Origin of the sequence: Nonomuraea sp. NPDC003560, assembly GCF_042878785.1 — a bacterium.
GTDB lineage: Bacteria > Actinomycetota > Actinomycetes > Streptosporangiales > Streptosporangiaceae > Nonomuraea.
This window is the reverse complement of record NZ_JBIAOF010000002.1, coordinates 729,526-750,216: the sequence shown is the minus strand read 5'-3', so window position 1 is coordinate 750,216 and position 20,691 is coordinate 729,526. Positions and strand designations below refer to the sequence as shown.

Sequence of the window (20,691 nt, the reverse complement as noted above, 5' to 3'; positions counted from 1 at the left end):
GGTGGTCAGGTGGCGGCGAGGATGCGGTTCTGGACCACGCGGCCGAGGCCGTCGAGGGCGACCAGGGCCGTGACCAGGCCGTCGGCGGAGACCGTGCCGCCCGCCCAGCTGACCGTCACGTAGTGGCCCATGGCCCGCGCCTGCGCACGGCTGCGGGCGGCGTCGAACGCGGCGTCCTGCCGGACGAAGCCGTCCTTGCCCAGGGCCGCCACCAGGGCGTCGGCCGCGCGCCCGTCGGGCAGGTTGAAGATGGCGAACTGGCCGGCCAGCCCGTCGCCCTCGTACGCCGCCGCCAGCACCTGCGTGCACCCGGACGCCGACGCTCCCCACAACACCTCGTCGCAGTCGTCGTGCTCCTGCGTGGAGACCCGCCGCAGCGCGCCGAGCGTCTGCGTCTCAGCGGTGAAGACCTCCTGCGCGGTCAGCGGCGCGGCGTCGGCCTGACGGGAGTCGACGGCCGCGTAGAAGGCCGAGGTGGGCTCGCCCCGGAAGGCGGCCGGCCGCGGCTCCCCCGGACGCAGCCACAACCACCCGGCCACGGCGACCGCCAGCACCCCCACGGCCACCCCCGCCACCACGACCACACGACGGGACATCACGCGCCCGCCTCCGCGAACCCCATCCCGACGTGGGACAGCACGACCGCACCCCCGACGCGGGACAGCACGACCGCACCTCCGACGTGGGTCATCAGGGCCGCTCCCATCGCGGCCGCCCGAGGCGACGTCACGAGGCCGGGCCTGTGATCGCGACGACGCGGCGGTAGACGGACTTCTCAGCGCCGCGCAGGGCCAGGGTGACGGAGACGAAGTCGTCCCGGGCGGTCGGGTCGAGGCCGTCGGTCTTGCCGAGCCAGACGAGGCCGACGTAGTGGCCGAGCGCGTAGCCGCCGCCCTCGGAGTAGCCGCCCGCCGGGAAGGCCGCCTTCGACGAGGTCAACGGCCGTGCCCAGCCGCCCCGGTAGAGCGTCTTGAGGGATTCGACCAGGTCGCCGGCCGACTGGCCGTCCTTGAGGTTGAGCAACGTGTACTGGCCGACGTAGCGGCCGTCGGAGCTGACGTACAGGCCGCGGGCCGCCTGGAGGCAGTCGGCGTCGGCCACCTTCTCCAGCAGGGCCGTGCCCCACAGGGCGGCCGAGCAGTCGGCGTCGATGCGCTTGGCGGCGAGCTTGAGCGTGAGCTTCTTGGAGACCGCGAGCTCGCTCTGCCCGAACACCTCCTTGTCGGTGAGCTCCCGGCTGTCCTTGGCCCGGTCGGCCAGGGCCGCGAACAGCTTGGGCGAGCTCCAGCCCTGGTAGGACATGGGCATGGCGGCGTCCGGGCCGAGGACGGCGGCGCTGGCCTCCCGCTCGGGGGCGTAGTCGCCGAGCGAGCCGACGACCGCCACCAGCCCCGTCGCGCCCGCGACGACGCCGATGACCGTGGCGATGATGACGATCAGCCGCTGCTGCTCCGGACGCAGGCCCCACTCGGTGAGCACCGGGAACTGCCAGTCGGAGCGCGGTGTGCGGCGCCGTTTGCGTGACCCGGAGCCGGTCGGGAACTCGGCGGACTCCCCGGTCCTTCCGGACTCCGCGGACGATCCCGACGCCCCGAACGCGGCGAAGCCCTCGGCTGCGTCGTCGGGCCCGCCACCGTCCGCGGGGGCGCTCCGGCGTCCCGGACGGGACTGCTCGCCGCCGTCGGTGGCCGTGCTGCGACGGCCCGTACGGGCGGCCTCCGCCAGGTCGTCCATGCTCGCGGCCCAGACGGAGTCGTCGTTGTCCGGCGCCCGCCTCCTCCCGCGAGTGGTCTCCCCACCGTCGTGGGCGCGTCTCCCCCGGGACGCCTCTCCGCCCTCCTGGGCACGCCTGCCCCGGCCGGACTCCGCGGCTGCCTGGGACCGTCTGCCCCGCTGGGAACGTCTGCCGCGCGGTGCGTCGGCGTCGTCGGCGGGCGTGGACGCCTCCGGCGCGGCGGGCTGCGCGGCCCATCCGGCATCGGAGCCCGGGGACGCGGGCCGATGACCGTCACTCCGCTCACCACGAGCCGCCCACTGAGCGTCGGACCCCTGCACATCACCACGAGCCGCCCACTGAGCGTCCGACCCCTGCGCGCCGGAGCCGGCGGGCCACTGCGCGTTCGAGCCCGGTGACCCTGAACGAGCCGCCCACTGTGCGTCGGAGCCCTGAGGGGCGGGTTGAGAGGGCCAGGAAGCGTCGGACCCCTGAGGAGCGGGTGGGCGGGCGGCCCAGCCCGCGTCGGCGGGCTGTTGGGGGCGGGCGGCGCGGCGGGCCGCCCAGAGGTCCTGGCCGCCGTCGCCACCGGTCGCGGGCTGCTCGGGGGCCGCGGCCTCAGCGGCGCGAGCAGCGGAACGGCGACGAGCCCTCCCGGACCCCGCGCCACGCCCGCCACGCGAACCACCGGCTCGCCCGCCGCCCCCGGCCCCCCCAGCAGCACCGGGCGCGCCAGGAGCACCACCGGAACGGCCGGAAGCGTCATAGGTGCCAGGAGCACCGCCATACCCGCTGGAAGCGCCGCCGGTGCCCGAAGTGTTGGGGCCGGTGCCGGAGGAGTCGGCGGAGTCGCCGGAGCGTCGTCCCGATCTCACAGTCCTGACGCCCCGATCAGGTTGCCCAGCCCGTACGTGATCCCCGCGGCCACCGCGCCCACCACGAGCTGACGCAACCCCGAGTACCACCAGCTGCGCGCCGTCACGGCGGACACCAGCGCGCCCGCCCCGAACAACGCCGCGCACGACACCACGGCCGACAAGGTAAGCCCCTCGACTCCGAACAGGTACGGCAGGAGCGGCAGCACCGCCCCCACACTGAACGACAGGAACGACGACACCGCCGCCACCTTCGGCGAGGGCAGCGCGCCGGGTACGACACCCAGCTCGTTCTGGGTGTGGATCTCAAGGGCCCGCTCGGGATTGCGGGAGATCTGCCCGGCCACCGCCGCGGCGAGGTCGGGCTCCACCCCCTTGTCCACGAACGACTGAGCCAGCTCGGCCAGCTCGGCCTCCGGGTTGCCGGCGAGCTCCCGCTGCTCGACGGCGATCTCGGCCTGGGCCAGTTCGCGCTGGCTGGCCACGGAGACGTACTCGCCGCCCGCCATGGACAGGGCCCCGGCGGCCAGCCCGGCCACGCCGCTGAGGGCGACGACCTTGGTGGTGGCGGTGCCGCCCGCGACGCCGGCGATGAGCGCGAAGTTCGACACCAGGCCGTCCATCGCGCCGAACACCGAGGGCCGCAACCAGCCCCCGCTGACGTCGCGATGGCGATGGTGGATCTCCGCGCCGCCGGTCATCGCGGGTTCTTCTCCTTCGTCGCGGCATCGTCGTCCGCGTCGGTGTCGGAGGGTTCGGCGGGCTCAGCCGGTTCGCCGGGCTCGACGGGCTCGGCCGCCACGGCGGCCGGCGCGTCGGACGAGCCGGGATCGGCCTGGCCGCTCTCGTGCGCCGGATCGACCGCCAGGTCGAGCGGCACGACCCGCTCCTCGGTGTCCTTGTTCCTGGTCAGCCAGAGGTAGACCAGCGCGCCGACGAACAGCACGATGGACGTCCACTGGTTGAGCCGCAGGCTGAGGAAGGTCACCGCGTGGTCGACCCCGCCGACCGGGTCGATGCGCAGGCCCTCGATCCAGAAGCGGCCCAGCGTGTACCCGGCGACATAGAGGGCGAACAGCCGCCCGTGCCGCAGCGCGAACCGCTTGCCCGCCAGGATAAGCAGGAAGCCGAGCGCGACGTCCCACAGCGACTCGTACAGGAAGGTCGGGTGGTACAGCACGCCCGGCTCGCCGCCGTGGTCGACGTCGATCTCCAGGCCCCACGGCAGCGTGGTCGGGCCGCCGTAGAGCTCCTGGTTGAACCAGTTGCCCCAGCGGCCGATGGCCTGCGCGAAGGCGATGCCCGGCGCGACCGTGTCGGCGACGGCGCTCATGGAGATGCCGCGCTTGCGCACGGCCCACCACACGCCGACGCCGCCGAGCGCGATCGCGCCCCAGATGCCGAGCCCGCCCTCCCAGATGAACAGGGCCTGGTACGGCTCCTTGATCGCACGGCTGCCGAAGTAGGTCTGCCAGTCGGTGATGACGTGGTAGAGCCGGCCGCCGATCAGACCGAAGATCACCGCGGGGACGGCGATGTCGATGATCGTCCCCTTCTGGCCGCCGCGGGCGACCCAGCGCCGCTCGCTCAGCCAGACGGCGACGACGACGCCGAGCACGATGCACAGGGCATAGGCCCGGATCGGGATGATTCCGAGATACCAGACCCCCTGGGAAGGGCTGGGAATCGAGGCTAGGGGCATGTCAGGTGAGGGTAGCGCAGCCTGCGGCTACTTGGCGGCCTTCGTGACCGCATCGCGAAGTTGCTGCGGCGAGAACGCCGCCTCGCCGATGCTGGTGCCGTTGAGCTTCACGGTGGGCGTGCCCTCGATCGACTGCGCCGACATGATCTTCGAACTGTCGGTCAGCACGGCCGGAGCGTGCTTCTGGGACGTGACGCAACTCTCGAAATCTGGCGAGGTGACCCCGGCCTCCTTGCCCCACTCGACGAGCTGGTCGGTCTTGAACCCCTCGACGGTCTCGGCCGGCTGGTTCTTGTAGATCAGGTCGTGGAAGGCCATCCACTGCTTGCCGTCGGCGACGCAGCGGGCGGCCGCCGCCGCGCGCACGGAGTTGCCCTTCGTCGGCTCCCTGGAGAAGATCGTGATCGGGTGGAAGACGACCTTGGCCTTGCCCTCGGCGGCCAGGTTCTTGAAGGTCGAACCGCTGACCCGCTCCAGCTCCTTGCAGACCGGGCACTGGAAGTCCTCGTAGATGTCGACCACCGGCTGCGTCACGCCCGCCTTGGCCATCACGGCGCTGCCGTCGGGCTGCAGGGTGATCGGCGCGAGGTCGGCCCCGGCCTGCTCCGACTTGGAGGAGCTGATCGACCACCACGCGCCGAGGCCGACCGCGGCCACCGCGACCACGGCCGCCGTGGTGTAGGTCACCAGCTTCTTGCGCTTCTCCTGGGCGCGGGCCGCCGCCTGCTGCTCCCTGATCTTCTCGCGCGCCGACATGTTCCCGTCAGACTTGGTGCGCTGCGCTTTGCTCATCCTCGATCTCCTCTTCGTCACCTGTGTCCTCCACGGCACCCGCCAGTCCGAGCGCCCCGTCGAGGGCGAACCGTCCCGGCGGGAAGCGGGCCGTCCATGCGCCGAGCAGTACCAGGCCGAAGTCGCGCAGGATGTCGAGCAGGTAGGCCGGCTCCTGTCCCGTCTCCAGCTGGCCGCCGCCGCCGAAGCAGCCGCAGTCGATCCGCAGGCCGTGCGCCCAGGCCCAGGCGATGCCGAACACGAAGGCGAACATGAGCAGCGCGGCGATCACCGCTGCCACCCTGGTCAGCAGACCGACGACCAGCAGCACGCCGACGACGATCTCCAGGATCGGCAGGACATAGCCCACCATCTCGGCGATCGACTCGGGCAGCAGCTGGTACGCCTTGACCGCGACCACGGAGTCGGACGGATTGCCGATCTTCAGCGCCCCCGCCGCGATCAGCACGCCCCCCAGGATCAGCCGGGCGACGGTCGTCACCCAGGGTATCGCCGATCTGCCGTTGTGTGACGGTTGTGACGCGGCCACGGGTGATCTCCTCTTTCTCTGCGCCGGGAATGCGCACAGTACCGGGACATCATCTGATCACGCTCGGGATAAGCGTCGGCTAAGGCAGAGTCCCGTTCATGAAATGGTAGGAAGTCCACGATACTGCTGCGCCCGGAATTCGCTCGGCGGCAGACCGGCGCGGCGGGTGAACAACCTGGTGAAATAGGCCGGGTCGTCGTAGCCGACGCGCCGGGCCACGGCGGCGACCGGCAGGTCGGTGGTGGCCAGCAGGTCCTTGGCCCGGTTGAGCCTGATGGACAGCACGTAGTCCTTGGGGCTGCACCCGGCCAGCCGGCGCACGGCGCGGCGCAGCTCGGTCAGCGGCATGCCGAGGCGCCTGGCGTGCTCGGCGACCGGCACCGGCAGGCACGCGTCCCTGGCCAGCCCGGCCAGCACCGGGTCGCCGTAGGGGTCCTCGTCGGCGCGGCTGCGCCTGAGGGCGACCAGGACCTCGTGCACGATGGCCGAGGTCTCCACCTCCAGGTACGGGCCGCCCCTGCGGCACGCCTGGGCGATGCGGCCGATGGCGTGGGCGGCCGGTTCCGCCGTGGTGAGCGGGGTGACCGGGTTGCCCGCGTCCACGAAGCCGAGGTCCTGGTAGGCGGTGGCGGCGGGGCCGGTGAAGTCGACGAACCACTCGTCCCAGCCGGCCTCGTCGGGCGCGTAGTGGTGGCGTACGCCGGGCAGGAGCCAGATGACGGCGGGCGCGACGACGTCGACGACGGGCCCCTCCCCCTGGGAGAACCAGCCGCGGCCCGCGGTCACCAGGACGGCCACGTGGTGCTGCAGGGTGCGCGGCCCGACCGTGGGCAGCCGCCCCTCCTGCCGCCCGACGCCGAGGCACACCAGGCCGAGCCCGCGATGGGCGGGCCCGGGGGTCAGGTACTGCATCCACTTGTCGTAGGGCGGGGTCATCCTGTCTCCGCGGGTGAGTCCAACAGGTTGTCTGGGTTTGTCCATGGCCGTTGACCTGCGGTCTTGGCAGGGTTGCGGGGCGCGAAATCCTATCGGAGGAACAGTTATGGGTGTTTTCTCAGTCGAGAACGGAGTGTTCCGGCTCGACGGTGCGGAGTTCAGGGTGTTGTCGGGCGCCATGCACTACTTCCGGGTGCATCCCGGGCAGTGGCGGCACCGGCTGGCGATGCTGCGGGCGATGGGGCTGAACACCGTCGAGACGTACGTGCCGTGGAACCTGCACGAACCGCGCATGGGCGAGTTCCGCCGGATGGAGGAACTGGGCGCGTTCCTGGACGCGGCGGCCGAGGAGGGGCTGCTGGCGATCGTCCGGCCGGGCCCCTACATCTGCGCCGAATGGGACAACGGCGGCCTGCCCGCCTGGCTCACCGGCCGGATCAGGACCTGCGACCCCGAGTACCTGGGCCACGTGGACCGCTACTTCGACCGGCTGCTCCCGCAGGTCGTCGAGCGGCAGGTGACCCGCGGCGGCAACGTGATCATGGTCCAGGTGGAGAACGAGTACGGCTCCTACGGCAGCGACCTGGCCTACCTGCGCCACCTGGCCGACGGCCTGACGGCCAGGGGCGTCGAGGTGCCGCTGTTCACCTCCGACGGCCCGGCCGACTGGTACCTGACCGGCGGCACCCTGCCGGGCGTGCTGGCCACGGTGAACTTCGGCTCCGACCCCGACCGGGCGTTCGCCGCGCTGCGCGAGCACCGGCCGGACGACCCGCCGTTCTGCATGGAGTTCTGGTGCGGCTGGTTCGACCACTGGGGCCACAAGCACATGACCAGGGACGCCGGTGACGCGGCCGCCGTCCTGGAGCGCATCCTCGAACTCGGCGCGTCGGTGAACCTGTACATGGCGCACGGCGGCACCAACTTCGGCACCTGGGCGGGCGCCAACCAGGCCGGCGAGCGGGCGATGGGCGACTGGCGGCCGACCGTCACCTCCTACGACTACGACGCGCCGATCGACGAACGCGGGGCGCCCACCGAGAAGTTCTGGCGCTTCCGCGAGGTGTTGTCGCGGTACGCGGGCGAGCCGCCTGCGGTGCCGCCGGTCCCGGCCGTGCTGCCGCCGGCGACGTTGCGGCCGGTCCAGTCGGTGTCGCTGGGCGACGCGCTGGAGGCGGTGGCGGGGCCGGGGACGAGCGCGCCGGTGCCGCCGTCGTTCGAGGAGCTGGGGCTGGAGCACGGGCTGGTGCTGTACCGGACGGAGGTGCCGGGGCCGCGCGGCGCGTACCGGCTGCGGCTGTCCGGGCTGCGCGACCGGGCGCACGTGTTCGTGGACGGCCGGCTCGCCGGGGTGTTCGAGCGCGACGCCGAGGAGCCGGAGGTGACGGTGTCCGGCCCCGCCACGGTGGAGCTGCTGGTGGAGTCGATGGGACGGACGAACTACGGGCCGCTGACCGGCGAGAGCAAGGGCCTGACCGGCGGCGTCCTGCACCACCAGCAGTACCTGAACGGGTGGAGCGCGCGGCCGATCCCGCTGCAGGACGTCTCCGCGGTGCCGTTCGCCGACGGCTCGCAGGCCGGGCCCAGGTCGTTCTTCCGGTTCGTCCTGGAGGTGGACGAGCCCGCCGACACGTTCCTCGCGCTGCCCGGCTGGGGCAAGGGGTACGTCTGGGTGAACGGCTTCTGCCTGGGCCGCTACTGGGACCGCGGCCCGCAGCGCACCCTCTACGTCCCGGCCCCGCTGCTGCGCGCCGGGACGAACGAGATCGTCGTCCTGGAGCTGGACCAGGTGGGCCCGGCCCTGGAACTGTGCGCGGAACCCGACCTGGGCTGACCCCCGCGGCACGACATGACGAAAGGCGCGCCCCCGCTCAGGGGACGCGCCTTCGTGATGATCGGGACAGCCCGCAGAGGGCTCAGCGGCGCACGCCGCGGGCCATGTCGCCGGCCAGCGCCATGATCGACTCGCGCCCGGCGGCCTCGTCGGGCGCGTCGAGGATGCGGCGGATGAACGCCGACCCCACGATCACGCCGTCGGCGTAGCGGGCCACCTCGGCCGCCTGCGCGCCCGTGCCGACGCCCAGGCCCACGCAGACGGGCAGGTCGGTGTGCGCGCGGGTGCGCTTGACCAGGCCCTCGGCCGCCGAGTTCACGCTCTCCCTGGCGCCTGTGACGCCCATCAGCGAGGCGGCGTAGACGAAGCCGGTGCAGCAGTCGACCACGGCCTTGATGCGCTCCTCCGTGGAGCTGGGCGCCACCAGGAACACCGTGTCGATGCCCGCCTCGGCCGAGGCGGTGCGCCACGGCTCGGACTCCTCCGGCGTCAGGTCGGGCGTGATCGTGCCCACGCCGCCCGCGTTGGCCAGGTCACGGGCGAACCGGTCGGCGCCGTAGCGGTCGATCGGGTTCCAGTACGTCATGACGAGCGTGGCGGCCCCCGTGGCGGCGACCCCCTCGACGGTGCGCATCACGTCGGCGATGCGGGTGCCGTTGAGCAGCGAGCGGTGCACCGCGTCCTGGATCGTCGGCCCGTCCATGAGCGGGTCGGAGTAGGGCAGGCCGATCTCGATGACGTCGCAGCCCGCCTCGACCAGGGCCGCGGCGGCGGCGATCGCGCCGTCCTTGGACGGGAAGCCGGCAGGCAGGTAGCCGACGAGCGCGGCCCGGTTGTCCGCCTTCGCCTTGGCGAAAACCGTCTGAAGAGTCGTCATGTCTGTCCGTTTCGAAGGTCGAGTCCCACCATGATGCCCTGCCGCAGGCCGTCGTCCGGTCACCCGCGCCGCGCTGCCGGGGGCGTCAGAGGTTGAAGTACTTCATGGCGGTGCCCATGTCCTTGTCGCCGCGCCCGGACAGGTTGACCAGGATCGTCGAGTCGGGGCCGAGCTCGCGGCCCAGCTTCAGCGCGCCCGCCAGCGCGTGGGAGGACTCGATGGCCGGGATGATGCCCTCGGTCCTGGCCAGCAGCGAGAACGCCGCCATGGCCTCGTCGTCGGTGACGCCGTGGTAGGTGGCGCGGCCGGAGTCCTTCAGCCAGGCGTGCTCGGGGCCGACGCCCGGATAGTCGAGGCCGGCCGAGATCGAGTGGGACTCGATCGTCTGGCCCTCGTCGTCCTGGAGCACGTACGTGCGCGAGCCGTGGAGCACGCCCACCGAGCCGGCGGTGAGGGTGAGCGCGTGCTCGCCGCTCTCCAGGCCGTGGCCGGCCGCCTCGTAGCCGTGCAGGGCCACGCCCTCGTCGCCGATGAAGGCGTGGAAGATGCCGATGGCGTTGCTGCCGCCGCCGACCGCCGCGCACACCGCGTCGGGCAGCCCGCCGGTCAGCTCCAGCATCTGGCGACGGGCCTCGACGCCGATGATGCGGGCGAAGTCGCGCACGATCTCGGGGAACGGGTGGGGCCCGGCGACGGTGCCGAACAGGTAGTGGGTGGTGTCGACGTTGGTCACCCAGTCGCGGAACGCCTCGTTGATGGCGTCCTTCAGCGTCTTGGAGCCGTTGTGGACGGGCACCACGGTGGCGCCGAGCAGCTTCATCCGGGCCACGTTGAGCGCCTGGCGCTCGCAGTCGACCGCGCCCATGTAGATGACGCACTCCAGGCCGAGCAGGGCGGCCGCGGTGGCCGTGGCCACGCCGTGCTGGCCTGCGCCGGTCTCGGCGATCACCCGCTTCTTGCCCAGGCGCCTGGTCAGCAGCGCCTGGCCGAGCACGTTGTTGATCTTGTGGGCGCCGGTGTGGGTGAGGTCTTCCCGCTTGAGCACGATGCGCGCGCCGCCGGCCTCCTGGCTGAAGCGCGCGACGTCGGTCAGCGTGGTCGGCCGGCCGGCGTAGGTGCGCAGCAGGTGGTCGAACTCGCGCAGGAACTCGGGGTCGGTCTTGGCCTTGTCGTAGACGGCGGCCACCTCGTCGAGCGCGGGGATCAGCGCCTCGGGCACGTAGCGGCCGCCGAAGATGCCGAACTTGCCGTGCAGGTCGGGGTCGTTGCCGTACGCCGCGCCGCCGGCCAGGTCGGCGGCGCTGAGGATGGAGCCTTCGTTAGCCACTGCTATCCCTCTGCTGAGTGGTCGGGGCGCGTCGACGGGTGAGCGCCGGCGGTCACCAGCGCCTCCACGGCCTTGCGCGGATCCTTGCCGGTGACCAGGCTCTCCCCCACCAGGACGGCGTCGGCGCCACCCCTGGCGTAGGCGAGCAGGTCGTGCGGGCCGCGCACGCCCGACTCGGCGATCTTGATCACATTATCCGGGATCTTCGGCGCCAGCTTCGCGAAGACGTCGCGGTCGACCTCAAGAGTCTTCAAATTACGCGCGTTGACCCCGATGACCCGCGCCCCGGCGGCGACCGCCCGCTCCAGCTCCTCCTCGGTGTGCACCTCGACCAGCGGGGTGAGCCCGATGGACTCGGCCCGCTCGATCAGCGACACCAGCGCCTCCTGCTCCAGGCAGACGACCATCAGCAGCGCCAGGTCGGCGCCGTGGGCCCGGGCCTCCCAGAGCTGGTAGGAGGTGAGGATGAAATCTTTACGCAGGATGGGGATGTCGACGCGGGCGCGGACGGCCGCCAGGTCCTCCAGGCTGCCGCCGAACTTGCGCCGCTCGGTCAGCACGCTGATCACGTGGGCGCCACCGGCCTCGTAGTCGGCCGCGAGCGCGGCGGGGTCGGCGATGGCGGCGAGCGCGCCCTTGGACGGGCTCGACCGCTTGACCTCGGCGATCACCGAGATCCTGTCACCCCCGAGGGCGGCCATCGCGTCTCTGGGCCCCTGGGCCCGCTCGGCTCGCCGCTTGAGCTCGTCGATCGACACGGCCTGCTGACGTGCGGCGAGATCGGCGCGCACCCCTTCGAGGATGTCGTCGAGGACACTCGGTCCTTCCGTCCGCTCACTCACGCGCTTGGGGTCCCTCCGGTTGACAGTGGGGGTGGCAGAGAGTTCGCCTCGCGTCCGCTCTCGGCCTTGTCCTGCGATGGTATCGGCCCCACCGGGGTCACCTCGCCACAGGGCCCGTACTACGGCGCGAGGAACGCCCCGAAGGGGAGGTTTCGGACGACCCAGTAGACCATCACGACCCCGAGGAAGGCCCACAGCCACGCCGGATGGGCCAAAGTGGTGCGCCGCGGCCTGCCCTGCCACGCCCGTACGACCCACCGGCCCCACCAGAACAGCAGGAACGGGATCATGGCGACGGCCAGCGGATTGAGCCCCAGGGCGGCCAGCGGGTCGAGGTGGGCCAGCGCGTGGATCGTGCGCAGCGTGCCGCAGCCCGGGCAGTAGAGGCCGGTGACCCACAGGAACGGGCAGGTCGGGTAGTGGCCGGGCTGGTTGGGGTCGACCACGCCGACCACGCCGAACACGGCCCCCGCCGCGGCCGCAACACCGAGCGGCGCGAGCAGGCCCTTCAGCCGCCCCGTCCCCCGCCGCCCGGTTGTTGCGATGTCCATGCCGTCAGTATCCCAGTCCGTCAGTACGAGCCGTAGCTGCTCGTCGAGGCGGCGAGCAGCACGAACACCACCACGTAGAAGATGATGAGCAGGACGATGGCGATGGCGCCGAAGATCAGGCTGCGCTTCCACCAGGTCTTGGCCTCCTCGGCCGCCTGCATGGCGCCCTGGATGTCGCCGACCTGCCACTTGGAGTTGACCTGCGACGACTTCACGATCGCCACGATGCCGAGGGGCAGGCAGCAGAACAGGGTGGTGAGGATCGCCGGGACCAGCTGGTTGTCCGGCGGGGTACCGCCGCCGCCGGGACCGTAACCGCCACCGGGGTAGCCACCGGGCGGCTGCCCGTAACCGCCGCCAGGGGGCTGGCCGTAGCCGCCACCGCTCGGGGGCTGCTGGCCGTAGCCGCCACCGGGGGGCTGCTCACCATAGCCGCCGCCACTCGGGGGCTGCTGGCCGTAGCCGCCGCCGTAACCGCCGCCGCTGGGCGGCTGCTGGCCGTAGCCGCCACCACCGCTCGGCGGCTGCTGCCCGTAACCGCCGCCGGGCGGCTGGGCGCCGTAACCGCCGTCGCCCTGGTTTCCGTAACTCATGCTCGTGACTCCTCATGTCGTCAGCGTGAAGCGAGTTGCGCGCGGCAGCCTAGCGATAAAGCATTCCCTACGTGGACTAATGCCCACGTTGCGGACAATTCGTAATCACACCGCAAGCGGGGCGTCACGCTGCGCCCCGCCCGTTCACGAGTAGTCGCTGACGGAGGCCGCCGAGCCGATGCCGATCAGGGTCAGCCAGAACCCGCCGAAGAAGATCCAGAACAGCACGAACAGCACGACCATGATGTAGGAGGTCACCAGGCCGCCCATCGCCATGCCCTGCCCCTCCTCCCCCGTGCGCTTGATGCGGTTGAGCGCGATGTGGCCGAGGACGACGCCGATGATGCTGGTCGCGCCGCAGGTGACCAGGCCGACGATGCCCAGGATGAGCGAGGCCACCGCCATGCCGTTGGTGGAGCGGGGCTGCTGCGGGGCGCCGTACTGGCCGTAGCCGGGCTGGCCGTAGCCCTGCTGCCCGTAGTTCTGCTGGCCGTAGCCCGGCTGGGCGTAGCCCGGCTGGGCGTAGCCGCCGCTCGGGGGCTGCGGCTGCTGGCCGTACCCCAAAGGCTCCTGGGGATGGCTCGGCGGCTGCTGGTTGTAGCCGTAACCGCCGCCGCTGGGCGGCTGCTGGTTGTAGCCGCCACCGCTCTGCGGCTGCTGGCCGTAACCCCCGCCGTGCTGGGGCTGCTGGCCATAGCCGCCGCTCTGGGGCTGCTGGCCGTAGGCCGGGCCCTGGCCGTAGCCGCCGCCGGTGGGCGGCTGCTGGCCGTAACCTCCGCCGGGGGGCTGCGCGCCGTGACCCCCGCTGCCGCCCTGGTCCCCGTAGCTCATGAGCTGGCTCCTCTTGTCTTTTGGCGAGTTGCAACGGCAGCTTATTGAGAAAACGTTTGCCAAGCAGACAGAGGTTCAGAACCGTGGAGATTTCGTAACTACCGACCTCAGCGGGGTTCCGGGGACTCCGTGGGGTCGTCGCCGCGGTCGAGGGCGTCCCACAACTCACGGTCCTCATGACCCCTGCGGGCCGTGGCCGCGACCGCGCCCGGCCTGTCGCCCGCCCGCCCGTCCGTCGCGTCAGCGGCCCTGTCGTAGCGCGACGACATGCCCGCCCACCCGCCGCCGCGCACCGCGGCCAGCACGCCGCCGGCCAGGAGCAGCAACGCGCCGAGCCCGGCCACGACCGGCCAGCCCGGCACCGGCTCCCAGGGCAGGCCGGCCACCGCGCGGACCGCGTTGTGCTCGCGCAGCCAGCCGGTCACGGTGGCCGAGGCCAGCGCCGCCCACGTGCCCGCCGCCGCGCCCGCGCCGCAGAGCGCGACCAGCGCGCCGACGACCCGGCGCCCGGCGCCCTTGGTGGCCGGCACGGCCACCACGCCCGCCAGCCCCGCCAGCGCCAGCGGCGAGAGCACGGGGCTCAGGTCGCCGCCGGTCGGCGCGGCCGCGTCGGCGGCCTGCGCGCCGAGCACCCGCACCCAGACCTGACCGGCCGCCAGCAGCACCAGGCAGCTCCCCAGGACGGTCAGCGCCAGCCACGCCCACAACTCGCGCCGCCCGTTCCCGGAGCCCTTGCCGGAAACCTCACCAGACGTCATGCCGGGAGCCGCTAACCGAGCAGACCGGCGTCGAAGCAGGTGCGGTCGCCGGTGTGGCACGCGGCGCCGACCTGGTCGACCTTGAGCAGGATGGTGTCGCCGTCGCAGTCGAGGGCCACGCTCTTGACATGCTGGACGTGCCCGGAGGTGTCGCCCTTGACCCACAGCCGGTCGCGGCTGCGCGACCAGTAGGTGGCCCGGCCGGTGGTGAGCGTGAGGTGCAGCGCCTCGTCGTTCATCCAGGCCATCATGAGCACTTCGCCGGTGTCGTGCTGCTGGGCGATGGCGGGCACGAGGCCGTCCGCGTTGCGCTTCAGCCGTGCGGCGATCTCGGGGTCGAGGGACATGGTGCCATTCAACCAGCCCTCCCCCGTGCTCCCGCCTCCGGCTGGGCCAGCGCCTGCGACAAGGTGTCATGGATGGGGAACAGGGAAGCCAGGTTCGTCCTGCGCAGCCGCCGCAGCACCTGGCCGTCGGAGGCCACCAGCGCCATGGTGCCGTCCCTGTCGCGCAACGCGGCGAGCTGGCGCACCAGGACCCCGAGCCCGGTGGTGTCGATGAAGGTCAGCCCGGTCAGGTCGACCACCAGCCGCGTGCCGTCGGCCGCCATCGCCTCGTCGAGGCACCTCCTGACCCGGGCGACGTTGTCCACGTCGACCTCGCCCGCGAGGGCGACCACCACGATGTCCCCGTGCCTGCTGTGCGTCGTCTCCAGTACGTCCACGCCCATGCCTTTCATGACCCTTCCTGGGCGGCCCCGCCGAAAACGTACACCGGCGGGAACGGGTGACGGTGTGTTTTGCCGAGAACGCGCTACGTGATCGCGGGCATCACGGTAATTTCTAGGCGACGCGTGCTAGGGAGGACACATCGTGGTGCACGTCGCGGGCTCGGTCCTCGACCCGGATCTGGGGGACCACGTCTGCCTGCCGTTCGAGGGCGAGCGGGAGCGCATGACGACGACCAGGCAGTTCACACTCAACGGGCTGCGCCGCCGGACCAAGGTGGTGATCATCACCCATGCGGAGACCCCTGAGCGCACCCGGGGCTGGCTGGCGCCGCTCGTCCCGGGGTTCGACGACGCCGAGGCGGCCGGGCAGGTGGAGATCCTCTCCTGCGCCGACACGCACTTCACCGACGGCCGCCTCGACCCCGACCGCCTGCTGCACGCCCTGGCCGACGCCCACCACCGGGCGCGCAGGCACGGCCAGCACGGCGTCTACGCGCTGATCGACGCCTCCTGGGGAGCGCGCGACGCGCAGGCCCAGGCGGCGTTCGAGGCCACCGCCAACGAGCTGTTCGGCGAGCGCTGGCTGGCCGCGGTGTGCCAGTACGACCGCGAGCTGTTCCCCCTCGACGCCATCGAGCGGGCCACCGCGGTGCACCCCATCGCGCCCGAGCAGGCCCTGCTGCGCTTCGCCAGCACCTCCTCGCCGCCGGGGCTGCGGGTGTGGGGCGACGTCGACCTGACCAACAGGCCGGCGTTCGGCTCGGTGTTGTCGCCGCTGCAGAAGGAGCCGGGGCAGGTCGTGATCGACGCCTCCCATCTCGACTTCATCGACGCCGGATCGGCCCGGCTGCTGACCGTCACGGCCGCGGCCAGGCCGTACGGCTCGACCGTGGTCGTCTGCGCCGAGCGGGTGGCCCGGGTGCTCCGGCTGGTCCGGGCCGACACGCACGTCGTCGTCCGCCGGGTGGGCGATGGGTAGGCAGGTGCTGCGCGCGACCTTCGCGCGCGGGCGCATCACGTTCCTGCGCAGGGCCGTGGCCGAGCAGGCCGCCTACGAGGGGCTGAGCGGCCGGCGGCTGGAGGACTTCGTGCTGGCGGTCAACGAGATCACCACCAACGCGGTCCTGCACGGCGGCGGCCAGGGGCGGCTGCGGTTGTGGTCGGGCGAGGGACGGCTGTGGTGCGAGGTCACCGACCACGGCCCGGGGCTGCCGCCCGGCTGGATGGGCGAGGCGCGCCCGCCCGCGGGGCTGGAGTTCCGCGGGCGGGGGCTGTGGCTGACCCGGATGTTGTGCGACCACATCACGATCGTGTCCGGGCCCGCGGGCACGAGCGTGACGTTCGCCGCCGCCCTCGACTAGGAACGCGCGCTCAGGAGTGCGCCGCCGAGACCCAGGAGGCGTGCAGATCGGCATAGACGCCGGGCTGGGTGACCAGCTCGGCGTGCGGGCCGCGCTGCACCAGGCGGCCGGCGTCGAACACCAGCACCTCGTCGGCGTTCTCCGCCGTCGAGAGCCGGTGGGCGATCGAGACGGCCGTGCGGCCCCTGGTGACGCCCTCCAGCGCGCGGGCCAGACGCACCTCGGTGGCCGGGTCGACGGCCGAGGTGGCCTCGTCCAGCAGCAGCAGGTCGGGGTCGGCGAGGTAGGCGCGGGCCAGGGCGACGAGCTGGCGCTCGCCCGCCGACAGCGACTCCCCGCGCTGGCCGACGGGCGTGTCCAGGCCCGCCGGCAGGCCCTCGACCCAGTCGGCCAGGCCCAGCTCGGTCATCGCGAGCTGGATCTCCTCGCGGGTGGCCGGCGGCCTGCCGTACCGGACGTTGTCCTCCAGGGTGCCGTCGAACAGGAAGCCGTCCTGGGGGACCATGACGATGCGTTCGCGCAGGGAGGAGAAACGCACGTCGCGCAGGTCGTGGCCGTCCACCGTGACGCGGCCGCCGACCGGGTCCATGAGCCGGGTCAGCAGCTTGGCGAACGTGGTCTTGCCCGACCCGGTCTCGCCGACGACGGCGACGCGCGAGCGCGGCGGGATCTCCAGCGAGACCTCGCGCAGCACGGGCGGGCCGCCCGGGTAGGAGAAGTGCACGTTCTCGAAGGCCACCGAGATCGGGCCCCTGGGCAGCCGCACGCCCTTCTCGCCGGGGTCGGCGACGTCCGGCGGGGTGTCCAGGACGCCCAGGATGCGGCGGTAGCCGGCCACCGCGTTCTGGGCCTCGTTCAGCACCTCGGTGGCGGTCTGCAGCGGCGAGACGAACAGCGTGACCAGGAAGAGGAAGGCCACCAGCTTGCCCGCGGTGATGTCGCCGGACACGCCGAGCCGGACGCCGAGCAGCACGATCCCGGCGATGGCCAGCGCGGCGACGATCTCGGTCAGCGGGAAGACGAAGCCGACGATGGTCTGCGCCTTGATCTGCGCGGCCCTGTTGGCGTCCACGGCCTTGTCGATGCGGTCCGCGGTACGCCGCTCGGAGGCGTAGGCCCTGATGACGGCGGCGCCGACGACGGACTCGCTGACCGCGGCGAGCATGTCGCCGGTCCGCTCGCGCACGGTCGTGTACGCCCGCGACAACAGCCGCTGGAACCGCGGCAGCGCGATCATCAGCGGCACGAAGCACACCCACACCAGCAGCGTGAGCTGCCAGGAGTAGACCAGCATGAGCACGCTGGCCACGAAGAGCTGGCCGAACGCCACGATGATCATCAGCCCGCCCCACTGCATGAACGTGCTGATCTGGTCGATGTCGTTGGTGACCCGCGAGACCAGCGCGCCGCGCCGCTCGCTGTTCTGGGTGAGCACCGACAGGTCGTGCACGTGCCGGAACCCGCGCACGCGCAGGCTGGCCAGCGAGGACTCGGTGGCCTTGTACAGGCGCACGTTCATGATGTAGCCGGCCAGCGCGGTCAGCAGCACGGCCGCGGCGCACACCAGGACGGCCCGGGTGATGTACGGCAGGTCCGGCGTGCCGCTCTTGATGCCGGTGTCGATCGTCTGCTGCACCGCGATCGGTACGATGATCTTGCCGATGGTCGCCACGACGGCCAGCCCGAGCGTGCCGGCCAGCCCCTTGCGGAACTCGGGGGTGAGCGACAGGCCGTGCCAGATGGTGGCCAGCGCCGACCGCTCGACGTTGCCCTGGAGCGCCTCGCTCATGCGCTGACCTCTTCCTCTTCCTCTTCGGCGTCCGGGGCCGGCGACAGGTCGATGGCGGCCCGTTCGGCCTCCTCGCGCTCGTAGGCGGTCACCAGGTTGCGGTATCCGGGACAGCGCACGAGCAGCTCCTCGTGGGTCCCGCGGTCCTCGACCCGGCCGTGGTCGAGGTAGACCACCTCGTCGGCCAGGGCGATGGTGGCCATCCGGTAGGCGACGACCACGACGGTCGTGGCCTGCGCGGTGTCCCGCAGCCCGTGCAGGATCTTGGCCTCGACCTGGGGGTCCACGCTGGAGGTGGCGTCGTCGAGGATGAGCAGGCGCGGGCGGCGGACCACCGCGCGGGCCAGCGCGATGCGCTGGCGCTGGCCGCCGGACAGCGACGCGCCGCGCTCGCCGACGCGGGTGTCGAGCCCGTCGCCCAGGCGGCCGACGAAGCCGTCGGCCTGGGCCAGGCGCAGCGCCGCCCACACGTCCTCGTCGCCGGCGTCCAGGCCGAGCGCGACGTTGCCGCGCACGGTGTCGTCGAACAGGAACGTCTGCTGCGGCACCAGCGCGGCCGAGCCGGCGATGGCGCCGTAGGGCAGGTCGCGCACGTCGACGCCGTCGAGCAGCACCTGCCCGGAGCCGGGGTCGACGAGCCGGACCAGGAGCTGGACCAGGGTCGACTTGCCCGACCCGGTCGGCCCCACCAGGGCCACGGTACGGCCGGGCGGCACGTCGAAGGTGACGTCGTGCAGCACCTCGGCCTGGTCGTAGGCGTAGGACACGCCGGCCACCTTCAGCTCGGCGGGCCCGGACGAGGCCACGGGCGTGTCGCCGTAGTCCATGGAGCCCTCGGCGTCGAGCACGGCCTGCACCCGCTGCCAGCCGACGACGCTGCGCGGCAGCTCGGCCAGCACCCAGCCCAGCGCCCTGATCGGGAAGGCCAGCAGCGTGAACAGGTAGGCGACCTGCACCAGGTCGCCGGAGTCGATCGAGCCGGTGGACAGACGCAGCGCGCCGACCCCCAGCACGGCGAGCACGCCGATCGTGGGCAGCGCCTCCAGCATGGGGTCGAACAGCCCGCGCACCCGCCCGACGGCGATGTTGGCGTCGCGCAGCTCGTGGGCGCGGCGGCGGAACCGGTCGGTCTCCAGCTCCTCGCGGCCGAGGGTCTTGATGACCAGCGCGCCGTCGAAGCTCTCGTGCGCGATCTCGCTCACCTCGGCGCGCAGCTGCTGGGCGCGGGTGGCCAGGGGGCTGAGCCGGCGCTGGTAGACCAGGTTCAGCACGGCGATGGCCGGGAAGATCAGGAAGCCCACCAGCGCGAGCACGAGGTCGGTGAACAGCATGGCGACGGCCGCGGTGAACAGCATGACCAGCACGCCGACGGCCATCGGCAGCGGCGCGAGCGGCGCCCAGGCGGCCTCGGCGTCGGCGCTGGCGTTGGACAGCAGTTGCCCGGTCGGGTGCCGGTGGTGCCAGGACAGCGGCAGCCGCAGGTACTGCTTGGTCACGTCCCTGCGTGACCTGGCCTGCATGCGGTACTGCACGACGCCGGCCAGGATGCGCCGCCCCGCCACGCCGATCGCCTTGAGCAGCGCGGTGCCGACGATCAGCAGCGCGCCGGTCCACATGGCGCCGGCGGAGGTCCGGCCCTGGTCGAAGGCGGGCAGCACCACGTTCTGCGTCGCCCAGCCCAGCGCCCAGGCCGAGGCGACGGTCATGCCGCCGTAGACCGCGCTGGCCAGCGCGGCCATCGCGAACACGGCTCTCTCCGTGCGAATGGCCACCCCAAGGACCCGCAGTCCTTGACGCATGACGGCCGAGGTGACCTTGCTCGCCACTCGGTATTTTTCCCTTCAAACGTCGATATTTCTATCTATGTCCCTATCACGGCCGGTCGTCTCCTTATTCCCACAGGTAGGCTTGATCAGGTGACTCACGCTCGTGGCGAACGCACCGCGCTCTGCGACCTGTTCGACCGGCTCGGCCCCGACGCGCCCACGTTGTGCGAGGGGTGGACCACCTACGACCTGGCCGCCCACCTCGTGCTGCGCGAGCGCCGGCCGGACGCCATGGGCGGCATCGGGATCAGCGCGCTGGCGGGCTACACCGCCTCGGTCCAGAACGGCCTGAAGGCCAGACACCCCTACCCCGAGCTGGTGGGCATCGCGCGCCGGCCGGGCGGCGTCTACGGGCTGCTGCCCTTCCTGGACAAGGCGGTCAACACGCTGGAGTTCTTCGTCCACCACGAGGACGTGCGCCGCGCGCAGCCCGGATGGGAGCCGCGCGAGCTGCCGGCCGACCTCGACGAGCTCATCTGGAAGCGGGTGTCGGCGGGCGCCCGGATCATGCTGCGCCGCTCGCCGGTGCGCCTGGTGCTGCGCCGCACGGGAGACGGTGCGAGAGGCGGGGCGGTCGGCGGGGTGGCGCTCGGCGGGGCTCGGGAGGGCGCCAAGGTTCAGGTCACCGGCACGGCCCAGGAGCTGCTGCTGTTCTGCTTCGGCCGGCAGGAGCACGCCCGGGTGGAGCTGACCGGCGACGACGCGGCGGTGAGCCGGGCAACCGAAGCCCGGCTCGGATTCTGACCGAAACCCTCGGCCCAGAAACCCCTCGTCTTAAACCTCCAGCCCGTACGATGGCACAGGAAAGAAGCCCCCCGGTTAGG

The 20,691-nt window shown here is 72.3% G+C and carries 22 protein-coding genes; 4 read left to right on the top strand and 18 right to left on the bottom strand.

Annotated elements, in window-relative coordinates; genetic code table 11:
* Positions 1-5: 5 nt before the first annotated feature.
* From ACFYUV_RS08850 to ACFYUV_RS08820, 7 genes are all read right to left on the bottom strand, one after another.
* On the bottom strand, positions 6-596 hold the full coding sequence (locus ACFYUV_RS08850) for a hypothetical protein (protein WP_364331275.1): 591 nt from the start codon (positions 594-596) through the stop codon (positions 6-8).
* A gap of 130 nt (positions 597-726) precedes the next feature.
* Positions 727-1,734 (bottom strand): hypothetical protein, encoded by a 1,008-nt coding sequence (locus tag ACFYUV_RS08845; RefSeq protein ID WP_387666552.1) that lies wholly within the window; start codon positions 1,732-1,734, stop codon positions 727-729.
* Positions 1,735-2,585: 851 nt separating this feature from the next.
* Complete coding sequence (locus ACFYUV_RS08840) at positions 2,586-3,290, bottom strand: VIT1/CCC1 transporter family protein (protein ID WP_387666550.1); 705 nt, start codon at positions 3,288-3,290, stop codon at positions 2,586-2,588.
* Complete coding sequence (lgt, locus tag ACFYUV_RS08835) at positions 3,287-4,207, bottom strand: prolipoprotein diacylglyceryl transferase (RefSeq protein ID WP_387666548.1); 921 nt, start codon at positions 4,205-4,207, stop codon at positions 3,287-3,289. The genes ACFYUV_RS08840 and lgt overlap by 4 nt, the downstream gene beginning before the upstream one ends.
* A 111-nt stretch (positions 4,208-4,318) precedes the next feature.
* On the bottom strand, positions 4,319-5,083 hold the full coding sequence (locus ACFYUV_RS08830) for a DsbA family protein (RefSeq protein WP_387666545.1): 765 nt from the start codon (positions 5,081-5,083) through the stop codon (positions 4,319-4,321).
* Positions 5,055-5,564, bottom strand: coding sequence for a MauE/DoxX family redox-associated membrane protein (locus ACFYUV_RS08825; protein WP_358293865.1), 510 nt, complete (start codon positions 5,562-5,564; stop codon positions 5,055-5,057). Before ACFYUV_RS08825 ends, ACFYUV_RS08830 begins: the two co-directional genes overlap by 29 nt.
* Positions 5,565-5,708: 144 nt before the next feature.
* Complete coding sequence (locus ACFYUV_RS08820) at positions 5,709-6,548, bottom strand: helix-turn-helix transcriptional regulator (RefSeq protein WP_387666542.1); 840 nt, start codon at positions 6,546-6,548, stop codon at positions 5,709-5,711.
* 106 nt (positions 6,549-6,654) lie between these two features.
* On the opposite strand from ACFYUV_RS08820, the gene ACFYUV_RS08815 reads away from it, so the two are divergent.
* A complete protein-coding gene (locus tag ACFYUV_RS08815; RefSeq protein ID WP_387666539.1) occupies positions 6,655-8,382 on the top strand; it encodes a beta-galactosidase family protein in 1,728 nt (575 codons plus the stop codon).
* Between the two features lie 82 nt (positions 8,383-8,464).
* On the opposite strand, the gene trpA is transcribed toward ACFYUV_RS08815, so the two are convergent.
* The 9 genes from trpA to ACFYUV_RS08770 all read right to left on the bottom strand — a co-directional run bounded on the left by trpA (position 8,465) and on the right by ACFYUV_RS08770 (position 14,900).
* On the bottom strand, positions 8,465-9,259 hold the full coding sequence (trpA, locus tag ACFYUV_RS08810) for a tryptophan synthase subunit alpha (RefSeq protein ID WP_358293870.1): 795 nt from the start codon (positions 9,257-9,259) through the stop codon (positions 8,465-8,467).
* An 85-nt stretch (positions 9,260-9,344) separates the two neighbouring features.
* A complete protein-coding gene (gene trpB, locus ACFYUV_RS08805; protein ID WP_387667473.1) occupies positions 9,345-10,568 on the bottom strand; it encodes a tryptophan synthase subunit beta in 1,224 nt (407 codons plus the stop codon).
* A 20-nt stretch (positions 10,569-10,588) separates the two neighbouring features.
* The gene (trpC, locus tag ACFYUV_RS08800) at positions 10,589-11,428 is read right to left on the bottom strand and encodes an indole-3-glycerol phosphate synthase TrpC (protein ID WP_125630391.1); all 840 of its coding nucleotides are present in this window, start codon (positions 11,426-11,428) and stop codon (positions 10,589-10,591) included.
* Between the two features lie 119 nt (positions 11,429-11,547).
* A complete protein-coding gene (locus ACFYUV_RS08795; protein ID WP_387666536.1) occupies positions 11,548-11,979 on the bottom strand; it encodes a DUF2752 domain-containing protein in 432 nt (143 codons plus the stop codon).
* A 20-nt stretch (positions 11,980-11,999) separates the two neighbouring features.
* Positions 12,000-12,572: a CD225/dispanin family protein gene (locus ACFYUV_RS08790; RefSeq protein ID WP_357968152.1), complete on the bottom strand. Its 573-nt coding sequence runs from the start codon at positions 12,570-12,572 to the stop codon at positions 12,000-12,002.
* Between the two features lie 144 nt (positions 12,573-12,716).
* Positions 12,717-13,403, bottom strand: coding sequence for a DUF4190 domain-containing protein (locus tag ACFYUV_RS08785; protein ID WP_387666532.1), 687 nt, complete (start codon positions 13,401-13,403; stop codon positions 12,717-12,719).
* A 107-nt stretch (positions 13,404-13,510) separates the two neighbouring features.
* Entirely contained in the window at positions 13,511-14,161 is a 651-nt protein-coding gene (locus tag ACFYUV_RS08780; protein ID WP_387666529.1) for a Trp biosynthesis-associated membrane protein, read from the bottom strand.
* A gap of 11 nt (positions 14,162-14,172) precedes the next feature.
* Positions 14,173-14,508, bottom strand: coding sequence for a phosphoribosyl-AMP cyclohydrolase (gene hisI / locus ACFYUV_RS08775; protein ID WP_358293877.1), 336 nt, complete (start codon positions 14,506-14,508; stop codon positions 14,173-14,175).
* Positions 14,509-14,516: 8 nt separating this feature from the next.
* The gene (locus ACFYUV_RS08770; RefSeq protein ID WP_387666526.1) at positions 14,517-14,900 is read right to left on the bottom strand and encodes an STAS domain-containing protein; all 384 of its coding nucleotides are present in this window, start codon (positions 14,898-14,900) and stop codon (positions 14,517-14,519) included.
* A 133-nt stretch (positions 14,901-15,033) separates the two neighbouring features.
* Here ACFYUV_RS08770 and ACFYUV_RS08765 point away from each other — a divergent pair, with 133 nt between their 5' ends.
* Together ACFYUV_RS08765 and ACFYUV_RS08760 are read left to right on the top strand one after the other, a co-directional pair.
* Positions 15,034-15,870 (top strand): MEDS domain-containing protein, encoded by an 837-nt coding sequence (locus tag ACFYUV_RS08765; protein ID WP_387666523.1) that lies wholly within the window; start codon positions 15,034-15,036, stop codon positions 15,868-15,870.
* Positions 15,863-16,252, top strand: coding sequence for an ATP-binding protein (locus tag ACFYUV_RS08760; RefSeq protein ID WP_387666521.1), 390 nt, complete (start codon positions 15,863-15,865; stop codon positions 16,250-16,252). Before ACFYUV_RS08765 ends, ACFYUV_RS08760 begins: the two co-directional genes overlap by 8 nt.
* Positions 16,253-16,262: 10 nt before the next feature.
* Here the strand turns inward: ACFYUV_RS08760 and ACFYUV_RS08755 are convergent, their stop codons facing one another.
* A complete protein-coding gene (locus tag ACFYUV_RS08755; protein ID WP_387666518.1) occupies positions 16,263-18,041 on the bottom strand; it encodes an ABC transporter ATP-binding protein in 1,779 nt (592 codons plus the stop codon).
* Positions 18,038-19,840 carry an ABC transporter ATP-binding protein gene (locus tag ACFYUV_RS08750; RefSeq protein WP_387667471.1) on the bottom strand — a complete coding sequence of 601 codons (1,803 nt, stop codon included), beginning with the start codon at positions 19,838-19,840 and terminating at the stop codon, positions 18,038-18,040. Before ACFYUV_RS08750 ends, ACFYUV_RS08755 begins: the two co-directional genes overlap by 4 nt.
* A gap of 117 nt (positions 19,841-19,957) precedes the next feature.
* Between ACFYUV_RS08750 and ACFYUV_RS08745 the strand changes: the two genes are divergently transcribed.
* Positions 19,958-20,611, top strand: a complete 654-nt coding sequence (locus ACFYUV_RS08745) for a TIGR03085 family metal-binding protein (protein WP_387666515.1) — start codon at positions 19,958-19,960, stop codon at positions 20,609-20,611.
* Positions 20,612-20,691 lie beyond the last annotated feature (80 nt).